The sequence below is a fragment of the Streptococcus sp. 27098_8_86 genome, from assembly GCF_041432595.1.
Classification (GTDB): Bacteria; Bacillota; Bacilli; order Lactobacillales; family Streptococcaceae; genus Streptococcus; species Streptococcus pneumoniae_F.
Genome location: NZ_JAPVZW010000010.1, coordinates 49837 through 69546 on the forward strand (window position 1 = coordinate 49837; position 19710 = coordinate 69546).

Annotated in this window: 18 protein-coding genes and 1 pseudogene; 7 read left to right on the top strand and 12 right to left on the bottom strand. The window is 42.9% G+C overall.

Annotation, left to right across the window (positions count from 1 at the left end; all coding sequences use genetic code 11):
• Positions 1-19: 19 nt before the first annotated feature.
• The 10 genes from O3616_RS08845 to recJ all read right to left on the bottom strand — a co-directional run bounded on the left by O3616_RS08845 (position 20) and on the right by recJ (position 11156).
• Entirely contained in the window at positions 20-307 is a 288-nt protein-coding gene (locus O3616_RS08845) for a rhodanese-like domain-containing protein (protein WP_070478540.1), read from the bottom strand.
• A 161-nt stretch (positions 308-468) separates the two neighbouring features.
• On the bottom strand, positions 469-1047 hold the full coding sequence (locus O3616_RS08850) for a uracil-DNA glycosylase family protein (RefSeq protein WP_371638661.1): 579 nt from the start codon (positions 1045-1047) through the stop codon (positions 469-471).
• 53 nt (positions 1048-1100) lie between these two features.
• Complete coding sequence (pepV, locus tag O3616_RS08855; protein ID WP_371638662.1) at positions 1101-2501, bottom strand: dipeptidase PepV; 1401 nt, start codon at positions 2499-2501, stop codon at positions 1101-1103.
• A 13-nt stretch (positions 2502-2514) separates the two neighbouring features.
• A complete protein-coding gene (locus tag O3616_RS08860; protein WP_084863006.1) occupies positions 2515-3120 on the bottom strand; it encodes a nitroreductase family protein in 606 nt (201 codons plus the stop codon).
• 90 nt (positions 3121-3210) lie between these two features.
• A complete protein-coding gene (locus O3616_RS08865) occupies positions 3211-3624 on the bottom strand; it encodes a hypothetical protein (RefSeq protein ID WP_236253685.1) in 414 nt (137 codons plus the stop codon).
• Complete coding sequence (uvrC, locus tag O3616_RS08870) at positions 3617-5452, bottom strand: excinuclease ABC subunit UvrC (RefSeq protein WP_371638663.1); 1836 nt, start codon at positions 5450-5452, stop codon at positions 3617-3619. The genes O3616_RS08865 and uvrC overlap by 8 nt, the downstream gene beginning before the upstream one ends.
• A gap of 38 nt (positions 5453-5490) precedes the next feature.
• Positions 5491-6192, bottom strand: a complete 702-nt coding sequence (locus O3616_RS08875; RefSeq protein ID WP_125852140.1) for a M57 family metalloprotease — start codon at positions 6190-6192, stop codon at positions 5491-5493.
• A 62-nt stretch (positions 6193-6254) separates the two neighbouring features.
• Complete coding sequence (locus tag O3616_RS08880) at positions 6255-7034, bottom strand: alpha/beta hydrolase (RefSeq protein ID WP_371638664.1); 780 nt, start codon at positions 7032-7034, stop codon at positions 6255-6257.
• Positions 7035-7101: 67 nt separating this feature from the next.
• Positions 7102-8763: a ribonuclease J gene (locus O3616_RS08885; RefSeq protein ID WP_000065614.1), complete on the bottom strand. Its 1662-nt coding sequence runs from the start codon at positions 8761-8763 to the stop codon at positions 7102-7104.
• Between the two features lie 170 nt (positions 8764-8933).
• Complete coding sequence (gene recJ, locus O3616_RS08890) at positions 8934-11156, bottom strand: single-stranded-DNA-specific exonuclease RecJ (protein WP_371638665.1); 2223 nt, start codon at positions 11154-11156, stop codon at positions 8934-8936.
• Between the two features lie 176 nt (positions 11157-11332).
• Between recJ and O3616_RS08895 the strand changes: the two genes are divergently transcribed.
• The 5 genes from O3616_RS08895 (at position 11333) to O3616_RS08915 (ending at position 15588) form a co-directional block, all read left to right on the top strand.
• On the top strand, positions 11333-12091 hold the full coding sequence (locus O3616_RS08895) for an amino acid ABC transporter ATP-binding protein (protein ID WP_001229569.1): 759 nt from the start codon (positions 11333-11335) through the stop codon (positions 12089-12091).
• 10 nt (positions 12092-12101) lie between these two features.
• Positions 12102-12896 carry a transporter substrate-binding domain-containing protein gene (locus O3616_RS08900; RefSeq protein WP_371638666.1) on the top strand — a complete coding sequence of 265 codons (795 nt, stop codon included), beginning with the start codon at positions 12102-12104 and terminating at the stop codon, positions 12894-12896.
• Between the two features lie 12 nt (positions 12897-12908).
• Entirely contained in the window at positions 12909-13586 is a 678-nt protein-coding gene (locus O3616_RS08905) for an amino acid ABC transporter permease (protein WP_000131145.1), read from the top strand.
• A gap of 9 nt (positions 13587-13595) precedes the next feature.
• On the top strand, positions 13596-14255 hold the full coding sequence (locus O3616_RS08910) for an amino acid ABC transporter permease (RefSeq protein ID WP_033689194.1): 660 nt from the start codon (positions 13596-13598) through the stop codon (positions 14253-14255).
• A 142-nt stretch (positions 14256-14397) separates the two neighbouring features.
• Complete coding sequence (locus O3616_RS08915; protein WP_371638667.1) at positions 14398-15588, top strand: oxidoreductase; 1191 nt, start codon at positions 14398-14400, stop codon at positions 15586-15588.
• A gap of 110 nt (positions 15589-15698) precedes the next feature.
• On the opposite strand, the gene O3616_RS08920 is transcribed toward O3616_RS08915, so the two are convergent.
• Together O3616_RS08920 and O3616_RS08925 are read right to left on the bottom strand one after the other, a co-directional pair.
• Positions 15699-16136 (bottom strand): Rrf2 family transcriptional regulator, encoded by a 438-nt coding sequence (locus O3616_RS08920; protein ID WP_001166795.1) that lies wholly within the window; start codon positions 16134-16136, stop codon positions 15699-15701.
• Between the two features lie 75 nt (positions 16137-16211).
• Positions 16212-17054, bottom strand: coding sequence for a metallophosphoesterase (locus tag O3616_RS08925; protein ID WP_371638668.1), 843 nt, complete (start codon positions 17052-17054; stop codon positions 16212-16214).
• A 284-nt stretch (positions 17055-17338) separates the two neighbouring features.
• Between O3616_RS08925 and O3616_RS08930 the strand changes: the two are divergent.
• A pseudogene (locus O3616_RS08930) lies at positions 17339-17547 on the top strand (hypothetical protein).
• A gap of 40 nt (positions 17548-17587) precedes the next feature.
• Positions 17588-19531, top strand: coding sequence for a threonine--tRNA ligase (thrS, locus tag O3616_RS08935; protein ID WP_023945494.1), 1944 nt, complete (start codon positions 17588-17590; stop codon positions 19529-19531).
• Positions 19532-19710: the final 179 nt, after the last annotated feature.

The window sequence follows — 19710 nt, forward strand, 5'->3', positions numbered from 1 at the left end:
TAGGAGAAAATTCTACTGTTTACAGTTCTTCAAAAGTCATCATTCCACCTTGGACATTGATAACCTCATAACCTTGTTCTGATAAGAATTGGCAAGCACGCGCCGATCTCATTCCAGATTTACAAATAACATAATGTAACTGATCCTTGTCCAATTGATCATACGTATCAGCTAATTGACTCAGAGGAAGATTCTGAGCACCTTCTAAATGAAGAGCTTCAAACTCCTCCACTTCTCTCACGTCCACTAGAGAAAGTTGGTCATTTTGGTAAAGCTGGTAAAATGCGTCAAAGGTTATTTCTTTCATTCTTTTTCTCCTAATACTCTTCGAAAATCAAATTCAAACCATGTCAGCGTCGCCTTACCGTAGGTATGGTTACTGACTTCGTCAGTTCTATCCACAACCTCAAAGCTGTACTTTGAGCAGCCTGCGGCTAGCTTCCTAGTTTGCTCTTTGATTTTCATTGACTATAAAATGGTTTTAATTCTTTTTTTCAAATCTGGCACCACTTCTGACTCAAACCAAGGATTTTTGGCCATCCAGATTTGATTTCGCGGTGAGGGGTGTACCAGTGGAAAATAGGTTGGCAGATAGTTCTGGTAATGTTTTACCCGTTCTGTCACCTTGCCACTGACTTTCTCCTTTAAATAGTAAGCCTGGGCATATTGTCCAATCAAGAGGGTCAATTGAATATCTGGTAATTCTTGCAAGAGCTGTGGATGCCATTTTTCGGCAAACCCTGCTCGAGGTGGTAAATCACCTGACTTGCCATGCCCTGGAAAGTAGAAATCCATAGGCAGAACAGCAAAATAACCTGAGTTGTAAAAGGTATCTTCATCCACACCTAGCCAGTCCCGCAAACGATCGCCACTTTTGTCCTTCCAGTAAAGGCCTGCTTCTTGGGTTTTAAGACCAGGCGCTTGACCGATGATATTGATGCGAGCAGTCTTTGGCGCTGCAAAGAGAGGCTCAATGCCACGCTCTGTATAGTCGACATTCTGTGGATCCGCCATAATAGCCTGCTTGATTCTTTCAATTTGAGACATCTACTTTCCCTCCAAAAAGAAGTCTAAGCATAAGATCTCAGACTTCTATCGTTTTATTTGATCAATTCATAAATAGCTTCGGCATAAATTGCTGCTGCTCGGAAGAGATCATCCAAGGCGATAAATTCATTGGCTTGGTGCATGGTATCAATCGAGTCTGGGAACATAGCACCGTAGGCAACTCCACGTTCGAGCAAACGACCAAAGGTTCCACCACCGATGACTTGCTCGTGACCTTTAAGGCCTGTTTGTTTTTCATAAACATTCAACAAGGTTTGCACAAGTGGATCTTCCATTGGCACGTAGTGAGGCGTATGTCCATGTTCAGAAAGGCTAACAGAAACAACTGGCAAGTTTTCAAGGATTGACTTGATTTGCTCTGGACTTGTTCCTTTTGGATAGCGGATATTAAGGGCAATGGTATTATCAGCGCTTGTTTCATCAAAGCGGAAGACGCCGGCATTCATAGAAAGGGCACCCATCTTTTCATCCACATGGGCAATCTTGAGATTTTCCCCCTCGTGGTCGTTCAAGAGAATTTTACCAGCGATGTCAAGGTAGTCTTTGGCTGGACCAGCAAAGTCAAACTGGCTAAGGAATAGGGCTAGGTAAGTCGCACCATTGATGCCTGAAGCAGGCATAGCACCGTGGGCTGATTTACCAATGATCGTCACCTTGTATTGGCCAGCTTCTTCTTGGAGTTCTCCTCTGAGTTTGTGTTCTGCAACAAAGGCATTTAGTTTAGCTTGCAAGTCAGCCAAACCACCTGAAACGACTGCTGTCGCTGATTCAGGCACCATGTTTTCACGTAAACCACCTGTAAAGCTGTGAAGACGGGCTGCACCTGTATTTTCTCCTGCAAAGTGGAGGTATTCTGTGATGTTTCCTTTTTCACCATTGATGATAGGGAACTCAGCGTCTGGAGAGAAGCCAAAGTCTGGCTTGGCAAGTCCTACGTGCTCGAAGTAGTAGTCCATGTCTGCCCAGCCTGATTCTTCGTCTGTTCCAACGATGAAACGAACTTTCTTAGAAGTTGGAAGGCCCAATTCTTTGATGATTTTCAAACCATAGTAACAAGCTGTTGTAGGTCCCTTGTCATCAGAAGAACCACGCGCATAAAGACGACCATCTTTGATAGTTGGTGTGTAAGGATCTGTGTCCCAACCGCTACCAGCAGGCACCACATCCATATGAGCAAAGATTCCGAGAACTTCTTCTCCATCACCAAACTCAAAATGTCCTGCGTAGTTATCAACATTCTTAGTTGGGTAGCCATCACGGTCTGCGATTTCAAGGAATTTCTCCAAGGCTTTTACTGGACCAGGCCCAAATGGATGCTCAGCATCAACCTTGCTATCATCTCGTTCTGAGTTGATTTCCAAAAGGCTAAACAAGTCAGCCAAGAGGTCTTCTTTGCGTTTTTCTACTTCTGCTGTAAAATCAATTGTTGTCATTTCTTTCTTCTTTCTATCTTTTCTCGATGATTTCATCTACTGGCAAGCGGTAGCTTGGTTCCAATTTTTCGTCTGTATAACCCACTGTAATCAAGAGTTCTGGGCGGAAACGGTCTTCGATGTCCAAAACTTCATTGATTTTTGATTTGTCAAAACCAAGAATCAGATTTGACCCGATTCCTTGGTCTGTAAGAGCAAGAACCAAGTTCATAGCAACCAAACCTGCATTGAGGGCTAGGTAGTCACTGACTTGTTGTTCATTGTAACGTGCAAATTCCGCAGGTAAATTCTTCATGAAGTATTGTAGTTGTTCTTCTGAGAAATTGTTAGCACCACCAACTCGGGCAATCTTACGAGCACGTTTAGCCAAATCTGTATCTGTAAACAAGGCAATAGTTACGGGCGCTGATGATACCTGCTCAAAGTTTGAACCGTAAGCCAATTTTGCTAGTTCAGCATTTTTCTCACGTACTACCACAAATTTCCAAGGCTGGCTGTTGTGGGCACTTGGTGCCAAGGTTGCAATTTCGATAGCCGTACGCACATCTTTTGGATCAACTGGCTTATCAGTGAAATGCTTAGTTGCATGACGTTTTTTATTTAATTCAAGAAATTTCATAATCGATTTCCTTTTCTAATTCTACTGCTTCCATTCTACCATAATTTGAAAGAGCTTGCAGGGATTTTTCATAGTATCTCTTGGTCCAAATTATTCTTTTTTAAAAACCAAAATATAATTTTTATAAAAACCTAAGGTAGCAACTGATAAAAGTATCACATCAAAAATGATAATTGCAACAGATAGCCCGGACGATAAAGCAATTTTATGGCCTGCTGTATCTGTAATTCGTTCTAAATGAAAATTTTTAAGTACCAAATACAGATAATAGCTGTTCAATAAACTCGATATATAACCAATTAAAATCTGGGATTTCAATTTTGTAAATATCCATAAACCTAACAAAGGAAGGGCTATTATCAACAAGGGAAAACCAAATAAGATAACCGTCAAAAAAAGAAAAATTGGTCCATTCCAAATCCACAGACAATAAAGAAGGCAGAGATAAGAAATTACATATACTGTCCCTAATATTTTATTGCTTATTTTACTTATTTTACTCATTTTCTCTCCATTCTATTATTCCTTGTTCCGCCACTTGAGCTAATTTCTCTTCTTCCTGCGGGTTCAACTTTCTTTGCACAGCCTCTGCTACTGCTCTTGGTACTCCAACTTCGACAATCTCATCCACACTGGATTCCTTGATTTTTGTCAGAGACTTGAAATGCTTCATGAGATTTTGCTTGCGTTTAGGTCCCAGGCCGTCAATGCCATCCAATTGTGATGAAAAGGAATTTTTGGAGCGCAGTTGGCGGTGGAAAGTAATGGCAAAGCGGTGCACCTCATCCTGAATGCGTTGGAGGAGGAAAAATTCCTGAGAATTACGAGACAACTCCACCACCTCAAGCGGATCTCCAAAGAGCAATTCATGGGTTTGGTGCTTATCATTCTTTTGCAGACCTGCAATGGGGATATCCAAACCCAGCTCTTCTTGGATGACTTGCTTGGCGATATTGACCTGACCTTGTCCCCCATCGATGACAATCAAATCTGGAGGAGTCAAACCGTCACGCTGTACTCGACCATAACGCCTGCGAACGACTTCTCTCATGCTGGCATAATCGTCCGGTCCAACAACGGTTTTTATCTTGTACTTACGGTAATCCTTCTTACTCGGTTTACCGTTAACAAAGACCACCATGGCTGAAACAGGACTGGTTCCCATGATGTTGGAGTTATCGAAAGATTCGATACGGACTGGGGTCGGAATTTGGAGCAAGCGTCCTAGATTTTCAATAGCTCCTTGTGTCTTTTCGACAGATTTTTCTAGCAGATTGAACTTCTGCTCCAGACTAACACGAGCATTTTTTATGGCTAGATTGACCAGTTGTTTCTTCTCTCCACGCTGGGGTTTGAGAATCTTAGTATCCACTAAGGCCTCGACGGCTTCTTCATCAATATCCTGCGGAATCAGCACCTCATTAGGAACTAGGTGAGATTTTTCTTGATAGAATTGTCCCACATAGGTTAAGAAGTCCTCGTCCGGATCATTGTAGTAGGGGAATAGATTGACATCCCGCTCAATGAGCTTGCCCTGACGGACAAAGAAAACCTGCACACACATCCAGCCCTTGTCCACATAATAGCCAAAGACATCCCGATTTTGGAGATCCTTAGCCATGACCCGTTGCTTGGTTCGAAGCGTTCCAATAGCCTGAATTAGGTCACGGTATTCTGCCGCACGTTCAAACTCCATAGCCTGGGCTGCCGCTGCCATTTTGCCCTTTAGGTCATCAATGATTTTGTCATCCTGCCCTTTTAGAAAATCGGAAACCTCCTGAGCCATAGACTTGAAATAGGCCTCATCCTTCTTACAGATTGTGTGGGCCATACATTGACCGATATGGTAGTAAAAACAGACCTTAGACGGTGGATTCGTACATTTCCGAAAAGGGAAAATCCGATCCAGCAGCCGCTTGATTTCATTGGCTGCCCCCACATCTGGATAGGGACCGAAATAAAGACCTCCGTCCTTTTTGACCTGACGGGTAATAATCAAACGAGGATAGTGCTCATTAGTGATTTTGATGAAAGGATAAGACTTGTCATCCTTGAGCATGATATTGTATTTAGGCTTATTTTCCTTGATCAGATTAATTTCTAGGAGAAGTGCCTCAATATTAGACTCAGTAACGATAAATTCAAAATCCACAATTTCAGACACCAGAGCCTCTGTCTTAGTATCATGACTTCCACGGAAATAAGACCGCACGCGGTTACGCAGATTTTTAGCCTTTCCTACATAGATAATGGTGCCGTTTTTATCCTTGTGAATGTAGCAACCAGGGCTGGTCGGCAAGAGCTCTAGTTTTGATTTAATCAAGTTATTCATAGTTCCATTATAGCAAAAAAGTAGGGAAAAATAGTCCCCTACTCATTGGTCTCATATATTTTTCGGAGGTTTGCAACATCCTCTTCCTGGATACCATAAAAGGAACCCGCAGGTTGCATGACAGACTTCTCATCTGTATGCTCCAAGCCAATTGCATGACCCAACTCATGTTCTGCCGTATGGACAATACGCTCATAGGAATAGCCATAGTTAGGATTGGACAGATAATAATGATTCAACCGTACCGTTACAGACAAGAATTGCCCCGTTAATAGATTGGTCTGACTTTCTGCCTCTCCTGCCACAGGAGTGCCTCCGTCATTCATCTCCGTAGCCAAGATATCTGCCTTGCTGGACTCAGTCACGAGTTCAAAATGAAAAGCACCCGTTTGATTCCAATTCTGGATTGCTTCTAAATACGCCTCTTGAAAGCGTGAATCCATCTGGGGATCTAGATAAATACGAGCAGAAGCCTGCGGCCACCTTCCTTCAGAGTGTTGGTGGCTATCTGTCTGGTTCAACTTAGGCAGTTGCCCTGTTTTTTCCCATTGGTCGATACTTTGTTGACCAATTTTTACTGACCGCTCTGCTTGCTTTAGCGCTCCTTGAAAATCACCGTTCAGATACCAGAGAAGTCCAAAAGCAAAAGCACACAAAAGAAAAACTATCCAAACTAGACGCCAAAACAAACGCCACACAAAAGAAAAGAAAGCCCCTATCAAACGAAAAATCCAGCGCATGTCCCTCCACCTTTCTAGAAAATAAAAGCTATTTTACTAAAACAAGCTGAAAGAAAGCTAAATTATGACAATCTCTCTTCCAATTTGAAATCGATTGGCAGAGTTGCTAGAAACCGTTCCAATTGTTTTTCCCAGTAGTACCACTCATGGGTTCCAGCGCTATGGCTATAGGTCACATCAAAGCCCAGCCCTTTAAGATTTTTCACTGCTAGATTATTGGCTTCATACAAGAAATCCTGCTCGCCACACCAAGCCCACAGCTTGGTCTTTTTATCCGATTTTTTAGCCAGACTTTCAAGAGAATAGGGACTAGTTGTCCAGTCTTTAATTTCTCCAAACACACCCCTCCAATAAGCTGGTGTTCCCAAATTTTGGCTCTCAGGAGAAAAATCTTGAAAACTAAGGGCACCTGAAAAACTAGCTGCGTGAGAAAAACGATTTGTAGCAAGAGCCAATTTGAAACAGCCATAGCCTCCCATAGAGAGACCAGCGATAAAGGTCTTTTCACGCTTGCTAGTCATGTTAGGGAAGAAGCGTTTTAGAACCTGTGGTAATTCCTCTGCTAGAGCTGTGTAATAGTCAAAACCATATTGGGTATCAGTGTACCAACCGTTGCTGGTATTGGGCATGACAACGATGAGATTGGTTCCTCGAAGCAAGCGTTCTACATTGGTCCGCTTGAGCCAGCTATTATGATTGCCAGACATCCCGTGCAAAAGGTACAAGACAGGAATATCTTGACACTCTGGTTCTTCCACTCGATTGGCATCAGGATAGAGGACATTCACTCCCCACTCCATATCCAAAACTTGTGAGTAATACTCGATTTTCATTACTGCCATAATTTTTTCCTCTATTTTTCTATAAGAAAAAGCCGAAACTCGACTTTCTCTCTGTTTATTTCAACGATTATTTCGCTTCCATGACTACTGGTAGAATGGCTGGACGACGCTTAGTCTGGTCAAAGAGATACTTAGTCAAATTATCACGAACCTTCCCTTTAAGATCTGCCCAGTCAAAGTCATCTCCTTGCAGATAGTCTTCTACAGTTTGGTTAATCAATTCTGAACTTTCACGGAGAATATCGCGACTCTTCTTGAGATAAACAAATCCACGCGTGTGAACACGAGCCTTGGCCACAATTTTCTTCTCACGACGGTTAACGGTGATTGCTACGATGAAAATACCATCCTCTGAAAGGACCTTACGATCACGAAGGACTACATTACCAACATCACCAATGGCATTCCCGTCAATCAAGACATCACCTGCCGAAACCGCGCCAGCTGGGACAAAGTCTCCATTCTCATAAGCCATGCTGGTTCCCTTTTTAGGGATGAAAATGCGTTCTGGCAACATTCCAACCGCCATAGCAGCCTTAGCATGGGCATCCAACTCACGGTATTCCCCTTGAATTGGGAAGAGATACTTAGGCTGCAAGAGATTGATCATCAACTGCAAGTCACGCGCATTTCCATGTCCTGACACACGCAAGCTTTGGGTAATCAATTTGACAACCCCGCCAGCTTGGTAAATCATATTTTCCACACGCGCCATGACCGCCTCTTTGGCGATAGACGGAGTGGTTACGATATAGACTAGGTCACCATCCTTGATTTCCACATAACGATGGCGACCAATCGACATCTTGCGAAGACCGTTGATAGGCTCACCCATACGACCTGTCTCAAGGATAATCAACTCATGGTCTTCAAAACGAGACATATCTTTTGGCTTAATCAAAAGACTCTCGTTAGCTAGAGACAATTTCTTAAGGCGAATAGCAGTACGGACGATATTTTCAATATCGAATCCTGTCAAGACCACACGACGACCTGTTGCATCCGCAGCGTCAAACACCTGCTGGATACGAGAGAGGTTGCTGGCTACTGCTGCAACAATGATACGACCATCCCAGTCCGAAATGGTTTGAGTGATCTCGTCCCCAACTTCACTTTCGCTAGCCACTTGGATATTACTGTCCGCATTGGCTGAATCGCTAAGAAGAGCTAGAACTCCATCACGACCGATTTCTGCTAAACGAGCAAAGTCTGTCGCATAGGATTCACTAGCTGTCTGGTCAAATTTGAAGTCACCTGTATAAACGATACTACCTTCAGCTGTCTTCAAGACCACACCCAGACTTTCTGGAATAGAGTGGGTCGTACGGAAGAAGGACACCACAGTTCCTCCAAAATCTATCTCCGTATCCTCATCTATAACATGGAAATCATTGAATTTCTTAACTGTGTCATTTCCTTTGACAAAGAGTTTGGCCAACTCAATGGTCAACTCAGAACCAAATACAGGTACCTTGGCTTCAGCCAAGAGATAAGGCAGAGCACCAATGGCATCCGCATGACCGTGGGTCAAGAAGACACCAGCGATACGATCGCTATTTTCAAAAAGGTAGTCCATATTGGGAATGACCACATCCACCCCTAGTTGTTCATTTTCAGGGTATTTTAGACCTGCATCCAAAACGAAAATAGATCCATCGATTTCAGCGATATACATATTTTTCCCGTTTTCACGTACACCACCAAGTGTTGTTAAACTGATATTACTCATTTTGCCTCCGAAAGCTTAATTTATCTTGATTATAGGGTTGCTTACCCTCTTATTCTAAAAGCACTACTTTTAGCCGAATCTTTTCCTACCATTATACCATTTTTTTAATGATTTTCAAAATGAAGATTTGTTTTCAAAAAAGAGCTGGTTGCCCAACTCTTTCCTACGACCTACTCTTTTTCCATTAAAAAGTCATAAATTTCTTGCACAGTGCCCAGCGCCATCATTTCTTGGTCTTTGACGGTTTGTTTAAGATTTTGATAAATCTGACTTTCTCCGATTTCCCGCTTCGGTGCCTCTTTATTCACTGTCATGACACCATCTTTGATCGTCACAAAGCCTAGCTCTTCAAATACTTGAATCATCTTGACAAGCAAGATTTGTTGAATATTGAGATAAGCAGCCAAGTCTTTCAGCTTGTAGCGAATATCAAACTCTGGAAACTGGTAGATGGTCTTGTACAATTTGGCAAACTGCTCTCTAGTCCCATAACCTGTCAGATAGTAGGCCTTATCAATATCATTCTTGAAATAGACAGCGGAAAAATTCTGTTCCTGAAAAATGGTCTTCAGCTGAGTAATATCCTCAGGAATGGTTTTTACAACAACCGTTTCACTAGTCGCTAAATCCGGCACTTCTCCAGAGAAATCTAAGACTGGAACCCCTTCTGGCAAGACTGCATTCTTCCCACGGATGTTAAAGAGTTGAACACCCTCCACACGCGCATCCACCATCATCAACTGCAGGGCAGTTTGGCCATTCCATTGGTTGACAGACAATTTGACTGCCAGCTCTAGATTCTTGGTTTGAGCAAATTCTGTTGCCCATCTACCTTGTCCGAAGGCCACCACTTCAAAACTCGCCTCACCTTTGGAAATTTTCAACTTGAGATGGGCATTACCTGCCCCCATAGTACGGGCACTTTCGACCTGAAAATCCTTGATATAAAAGACAGGTTTCTGATTGTCCATTCCAAAGGGAGCTAAACGTTCAAAACTTTTGACCGTTTCTAAGCTAAGTGTCTCCAAATCCAGTTCTTCATCTAGATTTAACTTGTTCTTGCCAGCAGCATCTGCTCCTTTTTCACGGACATAATCTTCCAAAACCTGAGATAAATCTGAGAGTTTCTCCACTTCCAGCGTCATTCCTGCTGCGCCAGCATGGCCACCAAATGCGATGAAGAGGTCTCGATGGGGATCCAGAGCCTCAAAAATATCGACCGCTTCCACACTACGAGCACTGCCCTTGGCACGACCGTCTTCTATATTGAGAACGATGACTGTCTGCCCTAGTTCTTCCAACAAACGACCAGCCACTATTCCTAGAACCCCAGGATTCCAGCCTTCCTTGGCCAAGACCTGAACCTTCTTCTCAGGATCCACCATGGTCTTGGCTTCTTCATAGATTGACTGGACGATTTCCTTGCGCTCTTCGTTTTTCTGATGAATCATGAGGGCAATCTCGTGAGCTTCCTCGTCGTCAAATCCAGTCAGCAAATCAATGGCAGGATTAGGATCGTCCAAGCGACCCAAGGCATTCAAACGAGGAGCAATCTGGAAACCAACCGTTTCTTCTGTTACTTCGTTGGCAGCAATCCCAGCCATATCCAGCATTTCTTGTAAACCAATGCGCTGAGTATGCCCCAGCATTTCTAGACCATATTGAACCAAGATACGGTTCTCATCCGTCAAACTAACCATATCTGCAATGGTACCAATAGCGACCAAATCAAGCAATTCCACTTGCACTTCTTCTAACAGGGCACAAGCCAACTTGAAAGCCACTCCGCAACCAGCCAAATATTTGAAAGGATAGTCCGCATCAGGATGTTCAGGATGGACAATAGCATAGGCATCTGGTAAGGTTTCAGGCATAGAATGGTGGTCAGTCACAATGACATCTACTCCCATAGACTGGGCCAGTTCAATGGCCTCGTGACCCGCAACCCCATTATCCACCGTCACAATCAAGGAAATTCCTTCTTGCTCGATAAAATATTTGTAAACACTGGCATTAGGTCCATAACCGTCGGTAAAACGATTGGGCAGATAAACCCGGCACTCAGCGCCAAGCTGTTCCAAACTTTCCTTAACAATCGAAGCCGAAGTCATTCCATCCGCATCATAATCACCGTAAACGAGGATATTTTCCCCTTCTTCAATGGCCTGACGAATCCGTTCTACTGCCTTGTCCATATCATGGAGCAGATAAGGGTCGTGCAAGTCCTCCAAGGAAGGTTCTAGAAACTTCTTCAGACTTTCTTGGTCCTGAATCCCTCTCTCAAATAATAAGCGAGCCACCTCAGGCCCCAGCCCAGCCTTCTTGGCTATCTTTGTAAAATCCGCATCTTCTACCTGCGGGGCAAACTGCCATTCATAAGTAGGTGTTATCAAAAAGACATCCACTCTTTCTAAGAATTCTATTGCTTCATTATAACATGATTTAGGCTTTTTCTCTATCCAGATTGCTTTTTTATAAAATTTTAGTGAATTTTTTCAGATATGATTTGACAAGACAAATCTTTTGGTGTAGAATCATGTTATAAAATCTAACACAAAGGAGATTCCTTATGGCTTTAGTAGAATTTGAACACGTCGAAAAATATTACGGAGACTACCATGCACTCCGCGACATCAATCTCCGTTTTGAAAAAGGGCAAGTTGTTGTACTCCTAGGCCCTTCTGGTTCTGGGAAGTCCACTCTTATCCGTACGATTAATGGTTTAGAGGCTGTTGACAAGGGAAGTCTCCTAGTCAATGGCCACCAAGTTGCTGGTGCCAGCCAGAAAGATTTAGTACCTCTTCGCAAGGAAGTCGGTATGGTTTTCCAACATTTTAACCTCTATCCGCATAAAACAGTGTTAGAAAACGTAACACTCGCACCCATAAAAGTTCTAGGAATTGATAAAAAAGAAGCTGAAAAAACAGCCCAAAAATATCTGGAATTTGTAAATATGTGGGACAAGAAAGATTCTTATCCAGCCATGCTATCTGGTGGACAAAAACAACGGATTGCCATCGCACGTGGACTCGCTATGCATCCTGAACTCCTCCTCTTTGATGAGCCAACATCTGCCCTAGACCCTGAAACCATCGGTGACGTTCTGGCAGTTATGCAAAAATTGGCCCACGATGGTATGAATATGATTGTCGTTACCCATGAAATGGGCTTTGCCCGTGAAGTTGCTGATCGCATCATCTTTATGGCTGACGGAGAAGTTTTGGTAGATACGACCGATGTCGATGACTTTTTCGACAATCCAAGCGAACCTCGTGCCCAACAATTCCTCAGCAAAATCATCAACCACGAAAGTGACAAAGTCAAATAAGGAGGCGCCTATGAAAAAGAAATTTTTTTTATCCGCATTATTGATTAGCCTTTTCGGCCTTGCTGCTGCAAAACCAGTTCAGGCTGATACTAGTGTCGCAGACATTCAAAAGAGAGGCGAGCTGGTTGTTGGTGTCAAACAAGACGTTCCCAATTTCGGTTACAAGGATCCCAAGACAGGGACCTATTCTGGTATCGAAACTGACTTGGCCAAGATGGTAGCTGATGAGCTCAAGGTCAAGGTTCGCTATGTACCGGTTACAGCACAAACCCGCGGACCCCTTCTAGACAATGAACAAGTCGATATGGATATCGCGACCTTTACCATCACAGACGAACGCAAAAAACTCTACAACTTCACCAGCCCTTACTACACGGACGCTTCTGGCTTTTTGGTCAATAAGTCTGCCAAAATCAAAAGTATTGAGGACTTAAACGGCAAAACCATCGGGATTGCCCAAGGTTCCATTACTCAACGCCTGATTACCGAACTGGGTAAAAAGAAAGGTCTAAAGTTTAAATTCGTCGAACTTGGTTCCTACCCAGAATTGATTACTTCCCTTCATGCCCATCGTATCGATGCCTTTTCCGTTGACCGCTCGATTCTATCTGGCTACATCAGCAAACGGACAGAGCTACTAGATGATAGTTTCAAGCCATCTGACTACGGTATCGTTACCAAGAAATCAAATACCGAACTCAACGACTATCTCGATAACTTGGTTACTAAATGGAGCAAGGATGGCAGTTTGCAGAAACTCTATGACCGTTACAAGCTGAAACCATCTAGCCATACCGCAGATTAAGGAGGACACCCCATGACAGATTTATCATCTTGGACAGCCTATTTTCAGGATTTTGGACAATTTTTCAATGGTTTCCTCTTTACTCTTGCCCTAGCGATTGGATCCTTTATCCTAGCCATGGTTTTGGGCATCTTCTTCGGAGCCATGTCAACCAGTAAACGTCCGATATTGAGAATTTTGGCTCGCATCTTTGTCGAGTTTTACCAAAATACTCCCCTCTTGGTGCAGTTTGTTATTGTTTTTTATGGCCTACCTCTTATCAGTGACCACACCATCATGATTCCGATTTATTGGACGGCTGTTCTCTGCGTGGGACTCTATCACGGCGCCTATATCGCCGAGGTAATTCGCTCAGGCATTCAGTCTATTCCTAGCGGTCAGATGGAGGCCGCCTTGTCGCAAGGGTTTACCTATATCAGTGCCATGCGCTTGATTATCTTGCCTCAAGCCTTCCGTATCATTCTCCCTCCTTTGACCAACCAAATTGTTAACCTCATCAAGAATACCTCCACAGTCGCTATTATTTCTGGTGTAGACTTGATGTTTGTGACCAAGTCTTGGTCGGCACTTAACGGAAACTACATTCCAGCATTTTTAGGCGCTGCCCTTCTCTACTTTTCTCTTTGCTTCCCTGTTGCCCAGTTTGGTCGCAAGATGGAGCAAGCCAACAAAAAAGCCTATTCACTTTAGGAGGTTACTATGGAATCCATTTTAGAAGTTTTAACCCCAGATAACCTAATCTTTATCTTTAAAGGATTTGGCTTGACCCTCTATATTTCTCTGATTGCCATCGTCCTCTCTACCCTCATCGGAACGGTGCTAGCCGTCATGAGAAATGGCAAAAATCCTGTCTTGCGCATCATCTCCAGCATTTACATCGAATTTGTACGGAATGTTCCCAACCTTCTCTGGATTTTCACTATCTTTTTAGTGTTCAAGATGAAATCCACACCAGCAGGAATCACTGCCTTCACCCTCTTTACATCAGCAGCCCTAGCTGAGATTATCCGAGGCGGTCTCAATGCCGTAGACAAGGGGCAGTACGAAGCAGGAATGTCGCAAGGATTTACCTCAGCCCAAATCCTCTACCACATCATTCTCCCACAAGCAATCCGCAAAATGCTGCCAGCCATCATTTCTCAGTTTGTAACCGTGATTAAGGATACCAGTCTTCTCTACTCTGTTATCGCCCTACAAGAACTCTTTGGAGCCAGCCAAATTCTCATGGGCCGTTATTTCGAACCAGAGCAAGTGTTTAGTCTTTATATCCTGATTGCCCTCATCTACTTCAGCTTCAACCTAGCAATTTCGAGCCTATCTCATATGCTAGCAAAACGTTGGCAACAAGCTGCAGAATAAACAGCAACTCTCCAGTTAAATTGGAGAGTTTTTTTATGATAGTAGATATTTATAGACCTCAATTTGACACCATACTTTTTCTATGATAAAATGTAACAAATTTATTTACAACAAATCAAATCTAAATGAAATGGAATTTTCTATGAAATCAATCAAAGGACTACTCTTTATCATAGCTAGTTTTGTCTTGACTCTTTTTGCTTGGATGAGCACTTCTCCCCAATTCATGATTCCAGGACTAGCTTTAACAAGCCTATCTCTGACCTTTATCCTCGCCACTCGTCTCCCCCTACTAGAAAGCTGGTTTCACGGTTTGGAGAAGGTCTATACTGTCCACAAATTCACAGCCTTTCTCTCCATCATCCTACTAATCTTTCATAACTTTAGTATGGGCGGTTTGTGGGGCTCTCGCTTAGCTGCTCAGTTTGGCAACCTTGCCATCTATATCTTTGTCAGCATCATCTTTGTCGCCTATTTAGGCAAATACATCCAATACGAAGCTTGGCGATGGATTCACCGTCTGGTTTATCTAGCTTATATTTTCGGACTATTTCATGTCTACATGATGATGGGTAATCGCCTCCTCACATTTAATCTTCTAAGTTTTGTTGTTGGTAGCTATGCCCTTTTAGGCTTGCTAGCTGGTTTTTATATCATCTGCCTTTATCAAAATATTTCCTTCCCCTATCTAGGGAAAATTACCAATCTCAAACGATTAAATCACGATACTAGAGAAATTCAAATCCATCTTAGCAGACCTTTCAACTATCAATCAGGACAATTTTCATTCCTAAAGATTTTCCAAGAAGGTTTCGAAAGCGCACCACATCCCTTTTCTATCTCAGGTGGTCACGGCCAAACTCTTTACTTTACTGTCAAAAATTCTGGCGACCATACCAAGAATATCTATGACAATCTTCAAGTCGGCAGCAAAGTAACCGTAGACAGAGCTTACGGGCATATGATTATAGATGAAGGACGAGAAAATCAGGTTTGGATTGCTGTAGGTATTGGGATCACCCCCTTTATCTCTTACATCCGTGAACATCCTATTTTAGATAAACAGATTCACTTCTACTATAGCTTCCGTGGAGAAAAAAATGCAGTTTATCTAGATTTGCTCCGTGACTATGCTCAGAAAAATCCTAATTTTGAACTCAATCTAGTAGACAGTAGGAAAGATGGCTATCTTAATTTTGAACAAAAAGAAGTGCCCGAACATGCAAGCGTCTATATGTGTGGTCCTCTTTCTATGATGAAGTCACTTGCCAAACAGATTAAGAAACAAAATCCAAAAACAGAGCTTATTTACGAAGGATTCAAGTTTAAATAACCACTCATACTCTCCTGGAATATCCCAGGAGTTTTTTCTACGCAATCTCAAAAAAACACTGCCAGATTTCTAGCAGTGTTTTGAGTTTCATTTGCAGGCATCTATCCCTCTTAATCCTTCATCTGACTCTCTGCGTCGGCCACGACTTGCTCTAAGCTAGTCTGACCAAGCTCTGCCTCCATAGCCAGCTGGATTCTCTCCAATTTTTGATCCAAAACATCATGAATATGGGCTCCAACTGGGCAATTTGGATTTGGATTGTCATGAAAACTGAAGAGTTGACCAGTCTTACCCAGACACTCAACAGCCTGATAAACATCTAATAGACTAATGTCTTTGAGATCCTTGACAATCTCTGTCCCACCTGTTCCACGCGCTACTGAAATCAGCTCTGCCTTCTTCAACTGGGACAAGGTCTTTCTGATAATGACTGGATTGACCCCGACACTAGCAGCCAGAAAATCACTGGTCACCTTGCTTTCCTTTCCCTTGAGGGCAATGATTATCAGCATATGAGTCGCAATGGTAAATCTACTTGGAATTTGCATCCTCTTCTCCTTTTTACGAGGCTACCCTGCCTCTACTCTTCTTTTTCTATTATTATACCCTTTTTAGTTGTAATGTCAATCGTTACCACTTTTCAACCAGGCATCTAACTCCCTATCGTAGCCCTCTTTCTGGGCCAATTCTCTCAAAAATTCCTGATGATGAGTATGGTGGATACCATTGACCAGACTTTCATAATAAACCTCAAAATAGGGAAGTTTGAGGTCTTTAGCCAACTGCAATTCAGCTGCCACATCGTAGTCTACCCGTCGGAAGTCCATATCTACCAAGCCCTTATCATCGAACTCCAAAACCATATACTGGGCTCGCAAGTCCTTCCGCAAATGGGTATCTAGAAAGAAAGGTTGCCCAATCGAACCTGGATTGACAATCAATTGCCCACCAGTCCCGTAACGAAGCAACTGCTGATGAATATGACCATATACAGCGATATCACAAGGTGGATTGGTCACCAAGCGGTCAAAATCCTCTTGCGCTCCAGTATGAATCAACTCTCTCCCCCAGTTCTTATCAGGAAGATGGTGGCTAATTCCTACCGTCAAATCCCCAAACTGACGATGAATCTGTAGAGGTTGATTGTGGAGCAGTTCAATTTCTTCTAGGGAAATTTCCTCTAAAACATACTGGCACTGGCGCAAGAGATAGCGTTGACTGGGACGAGTACTATCCAATTCCTTACGGACACCATGCCAAAGACTGTCTTCCCAGTTTCCCAAAACTCTAGCCGTAATCGGTAGTTGAGCCAACAAGTCCAAAATTCTTCTACGCCCTGTCCCTGGCATGAGAATGTCTCCCAAAAGCCAGTATTCATCCACTCCTAGCTGCCGAGCATCTGCCAAAACAGCCTCCAAGGCGGTGGTATTTCCATGAATATCTGAAAGAAGAGCTATTTTTGTCATTCTTTCTCCTCATTTCCTCTTATATATCTTTTTAATATTATAACAAAAAATACTGTTTAATAGTCACCTTTAACCCACTCTTACTAAATCCAGAACACTACTTTTATCAAGGTAAAAACTTATCAAAAAGATTATTTTACATTACTCCTAACAAAGCATAGCAAGCACTTTTTCAATGAAGAAAATTCAAAAAAATCTACAAATATCTTGAAAATTTTCACAATCATGCTATAATAATCCATAGAGACAAGTCACTTAGTCCCTTTCTACCAGAGAGTGCGTGGTTGCTGGAAACGCATAGAAAGCCTAAACTGATACTACTCTTGAGTTTTTTATGAAAACATAAAACGGTGGCCACGTTAGAGCCAATCAGAGGTGTCCCTCTCTTTTGAGGAACATAAATGAAGGTGGAACCACGTTGCGACGTCCTTTCGAGGATGTCGCTTTTTGTTTTTCTAGCTTTCACAGTCCTCTGTCCCTGTTTTCAGAATAGGGTTAACACATTCGTCAATAATATAAGTAAGGAGAACATCATGATTAACATTACTTTCCCAGATGGCGCTGTTCGTGAATTCGAATCTGGCGTTACAACTTTTGAAATTGCCCAATCTATCAGCAATTCCCTAGCTAAAAAAGCCTTGGCTGGTAAATTCAACGGCAAACTCATCGACACTACTCGTGCTATCACTGAAGATGGAAGCATCGAAATTGTGACACCTGATCACGAAGATGCCCTTCCAATCTTGCGTCACTCAGCTGCTCACTTGTTCGCCCAAGCAGCTCGTCGTCTTTTCCCAGACATTCACTTGGGAGTTGGTCCAGCCATCGAAGATGGTTTCTACTACGATACTGACAACACAGCTGGTCAAATCTCTAACGAAGACCTTCCTCGTATCGAAGAAGAAATGCAAAAAATCGTCAAAGAAAACTTCCCATCTATTCGCGAAGAGGTGACTAAAGACGAGGCACGTGAAATCTTCAAAAATGACCCTTACAAGTTGGAATTGATTGAAGAACACTCTGAAGACGAAGGTGGTTTGACTATCTATCGTCAAGGTGAGTATGTAGACCTTTGCCGTGGCCCTCACGTCCCATCAACAGGCCGCATCCAAATCTTCCACCTTCTCCATGTAGCAGGTGCTTACTGGCGTGGAAATAGCGACAACGCTATGATGCAACGTATCTATGGTACAGCTTGGTTTGACAAGAAAGACTTGAAAAACTACCTTCAAATGCGTGAAGAAGCTAAGGAACGTGATCACCGCAAACTTGGTAAAGAGCTTGATCTCTTCATGATTTCTCAAGAGGTTGGTCAAGGTTTGCCATTCTGGTTGCCAAATGGTGCGACTATTCGTCGTGAGTTGGAACGCTATATCGTTGACAAGGAGTTGGCTTCTGGCTACCAACACGTCTACACTCCACCACTTGCTTCTGTTGAACTTTACAAGACTTCTGGTCACTGGGATCATTACCAAGAAGACATGTTCCCAACTATGGACATGGGTGACGGGGAAGAATTTGTCCTTCGTCCAATGAACTGTCCGCACCACATCCAAGTCTTCAAACACCATGTTCACTCTTACCGTGAATTGCCAATCCGTATTGCCGAAATCGGTATGATGCACCGTTATGAAAAATCTGGTTCCTTGACTGGTCTTCAACGTGTACGTGAAATGTCACTCAACGACGGTCACCTCTTTGTGACTCCAGAACAAATCCAAGAAGAATTCCAGCGTGCCCTTCAGTTGATTATCGATGTTTATGAAGATTTCAACTTGACTGAATACCGCTTCCGCCTCTCTCTTCGTGACCCTCAAGATACTCATAAGTACTTTGATAACGATGAGATGTGGGAAAATGCCCAAACTATGCTTCGTGCAGCTCTTGATGAAATGGGTGTTGACTACTTTGAAGCCGAAGGTGAAGCAGCCTTCTACGGACCAAAATTGGATATCCAAGTTAAGACCGCCCTTGGAAAAGAAGAAACTCTTTCTACTATCCAACTTGACTTCTTGCTTCCAGAACGCTTCGATCTTAAATACATCGGAGCTGATGGTGAGGAGCACCGTCCAGTTATGATCCACCGTGGGGTTATCTCAACTATGGAACGCTTCACAGCTATTTTGATTGAGAACTACAAGGGTGCCTTCCCAACATGGCTTGCACCACACCAAGTAACCCTCATCCCAGTATCTAACGAAAAACACGTGGACTACGCATGGGAAGTAGCTAAAAAACTCCGTGACCGTGGTGTTCGTGCAGACGTAGATGAACGTAATGAAAAAATGCAGTTCAAGATTCGTGCTTCACAAACCAGCAAGATTCCTTACCAATTGATCGTTGGGGACAAGGAAATGGAAGACGGAACAGTCAACGTTCGTCGCTACGGCCAAAAAGAAACACAAACTGTCTCAGTAGATGATTTTGTTCAAGCTATCCTAGCTGATATCGCCAACAAATCACGCGTTGAGAAATAAGAGATAAAATCCTAGCTAGCTAAAAAGCAACAACTGAAACAGCTGTTGCTTTTTATATTTTTACTCAATGAAAATCAAAAAGCAAACTAGGAAGCTAGCCGCAAGCTGTACTTGAGTACGGTAAGGCGACGCTGACGTGGTTTGAATTTGATTTTCGAAGAGTATTATTTAATCCGAGC

Bases quoted from the DNA above. Each gene is read 5' to 3' on its own strand.
- O3616_RS08895 (WP_001229569.1), top strand. From the start codon at position 11,333: ATGGCTTTAGTAGAATTTGAACACGTCGAAAAATATTACGGAGACTAC.
- thrS (WP_023945494.1), top strand. From the start codon at position 17,588: ATGATTAACATTACTTTCCCAGATGGCGCTGTTCGTGAATTCGAATCT.
- O3616_RS08905 (WP_000131145.1), top strand. From the start codon at position 12,909: ATGACAGATTTATCATCTTGGACAGCCTATTTTCAGGATTTTGGACAA.
- O3616_RS08875 (WP_125852140.1), bottom strand. From the start codon at position 6,192: ATGCGCTGGATTTTTCGTTTGATAGGGGCTTTCTTTTCTTTTGTGTGG.
- uvrC (WP_371638663.1), bottom strand. From the start codon at position 5,452: ATGAATAACTTGATTAAATCAAAACTAGAGCTCTTGCCGACCAGCCCT.
- O3616_RS08850 (WP_371638661.1), bottom strand. From the start codon at position 1,047: ATGTCTCAAATTGAAAGAATCAAGCAGGCTATTATGGCGGATCCACAG.
- O3616_RS08910 (WP_033689194.1), top strand. From the start codon at position 13,596: ATGGAATCCATTTTAGAAGTTTTAACCCCAGATAACCTAATCTTTATC.
- O3616_RS08925 (WP_371638668.1), bottom strand. From the start codon at position 17,054: ATGACAAAAATAGCTCTTCTTTCAGATATTCATGGAAATACCACCGCC.
- O3616_RS08880 (WP_371638664.1), bottom strand. From the start codon at position 7,034: ATGGCAGTAATGAAAATCGAGTATTACTCACAAGTTTTGGATATGGAG.
- O3616_RS08900 (WP_371638666.1), top strand. From the start codon at position 12,102: ATGAAAAAGAAATTTTTTTTATCCGCATTATTGATTAGCCTTTTCGGC.
- O3616_RS08860 (WP_084863006.1), bottom strand. From the start codon at position 3,120: ATGAAATTTCTTGAATTAAATAAAAAACGTCATGCAACTAAGCATTTC.
- O3616_RS08915 (WP_371638667.1), top strand. From the start codon at position 14,398: ATGAAATCAATCAAAGGACTACTCTTTATCATAGCTAGTTTTGTCTTG.
- O3616_RS08920 (WP_001166795.1), bottom strand. From the start codon at position 16,136: ATGCAAATTCCAAGTAGATTTACCATTGCGACTCATATGCTGATAATC.
- O3616_RS08885 (WP_000065614.1), bottom strand. From the start codon at position 8,763: ATGAGTAATATCAGTTTAACAACACTTGGTGGTGTACGTGAAAACGGG.
- O3616_RS08845 (WP_070478540.1), bottom strand. From the start codon at position 307: ATGAAAGAAATAACCTTTGACGCATTTTACCAGCTTTACCAAAATGAC.
- pepV (WP_371638662.1), bottom strand. From the start codon at position 2,501: ATGACAACAATTGATTTTACAGCAGAAGTAGAAAAACGCAAAGAAGAC.
- O3616_RS08865 (WP_236253685.1), bottom strand. From the start codon at position 3,624: ATGAGTAAAATAAGTAAAATAAGCAATAAAATATTAGGGACAGTATAT.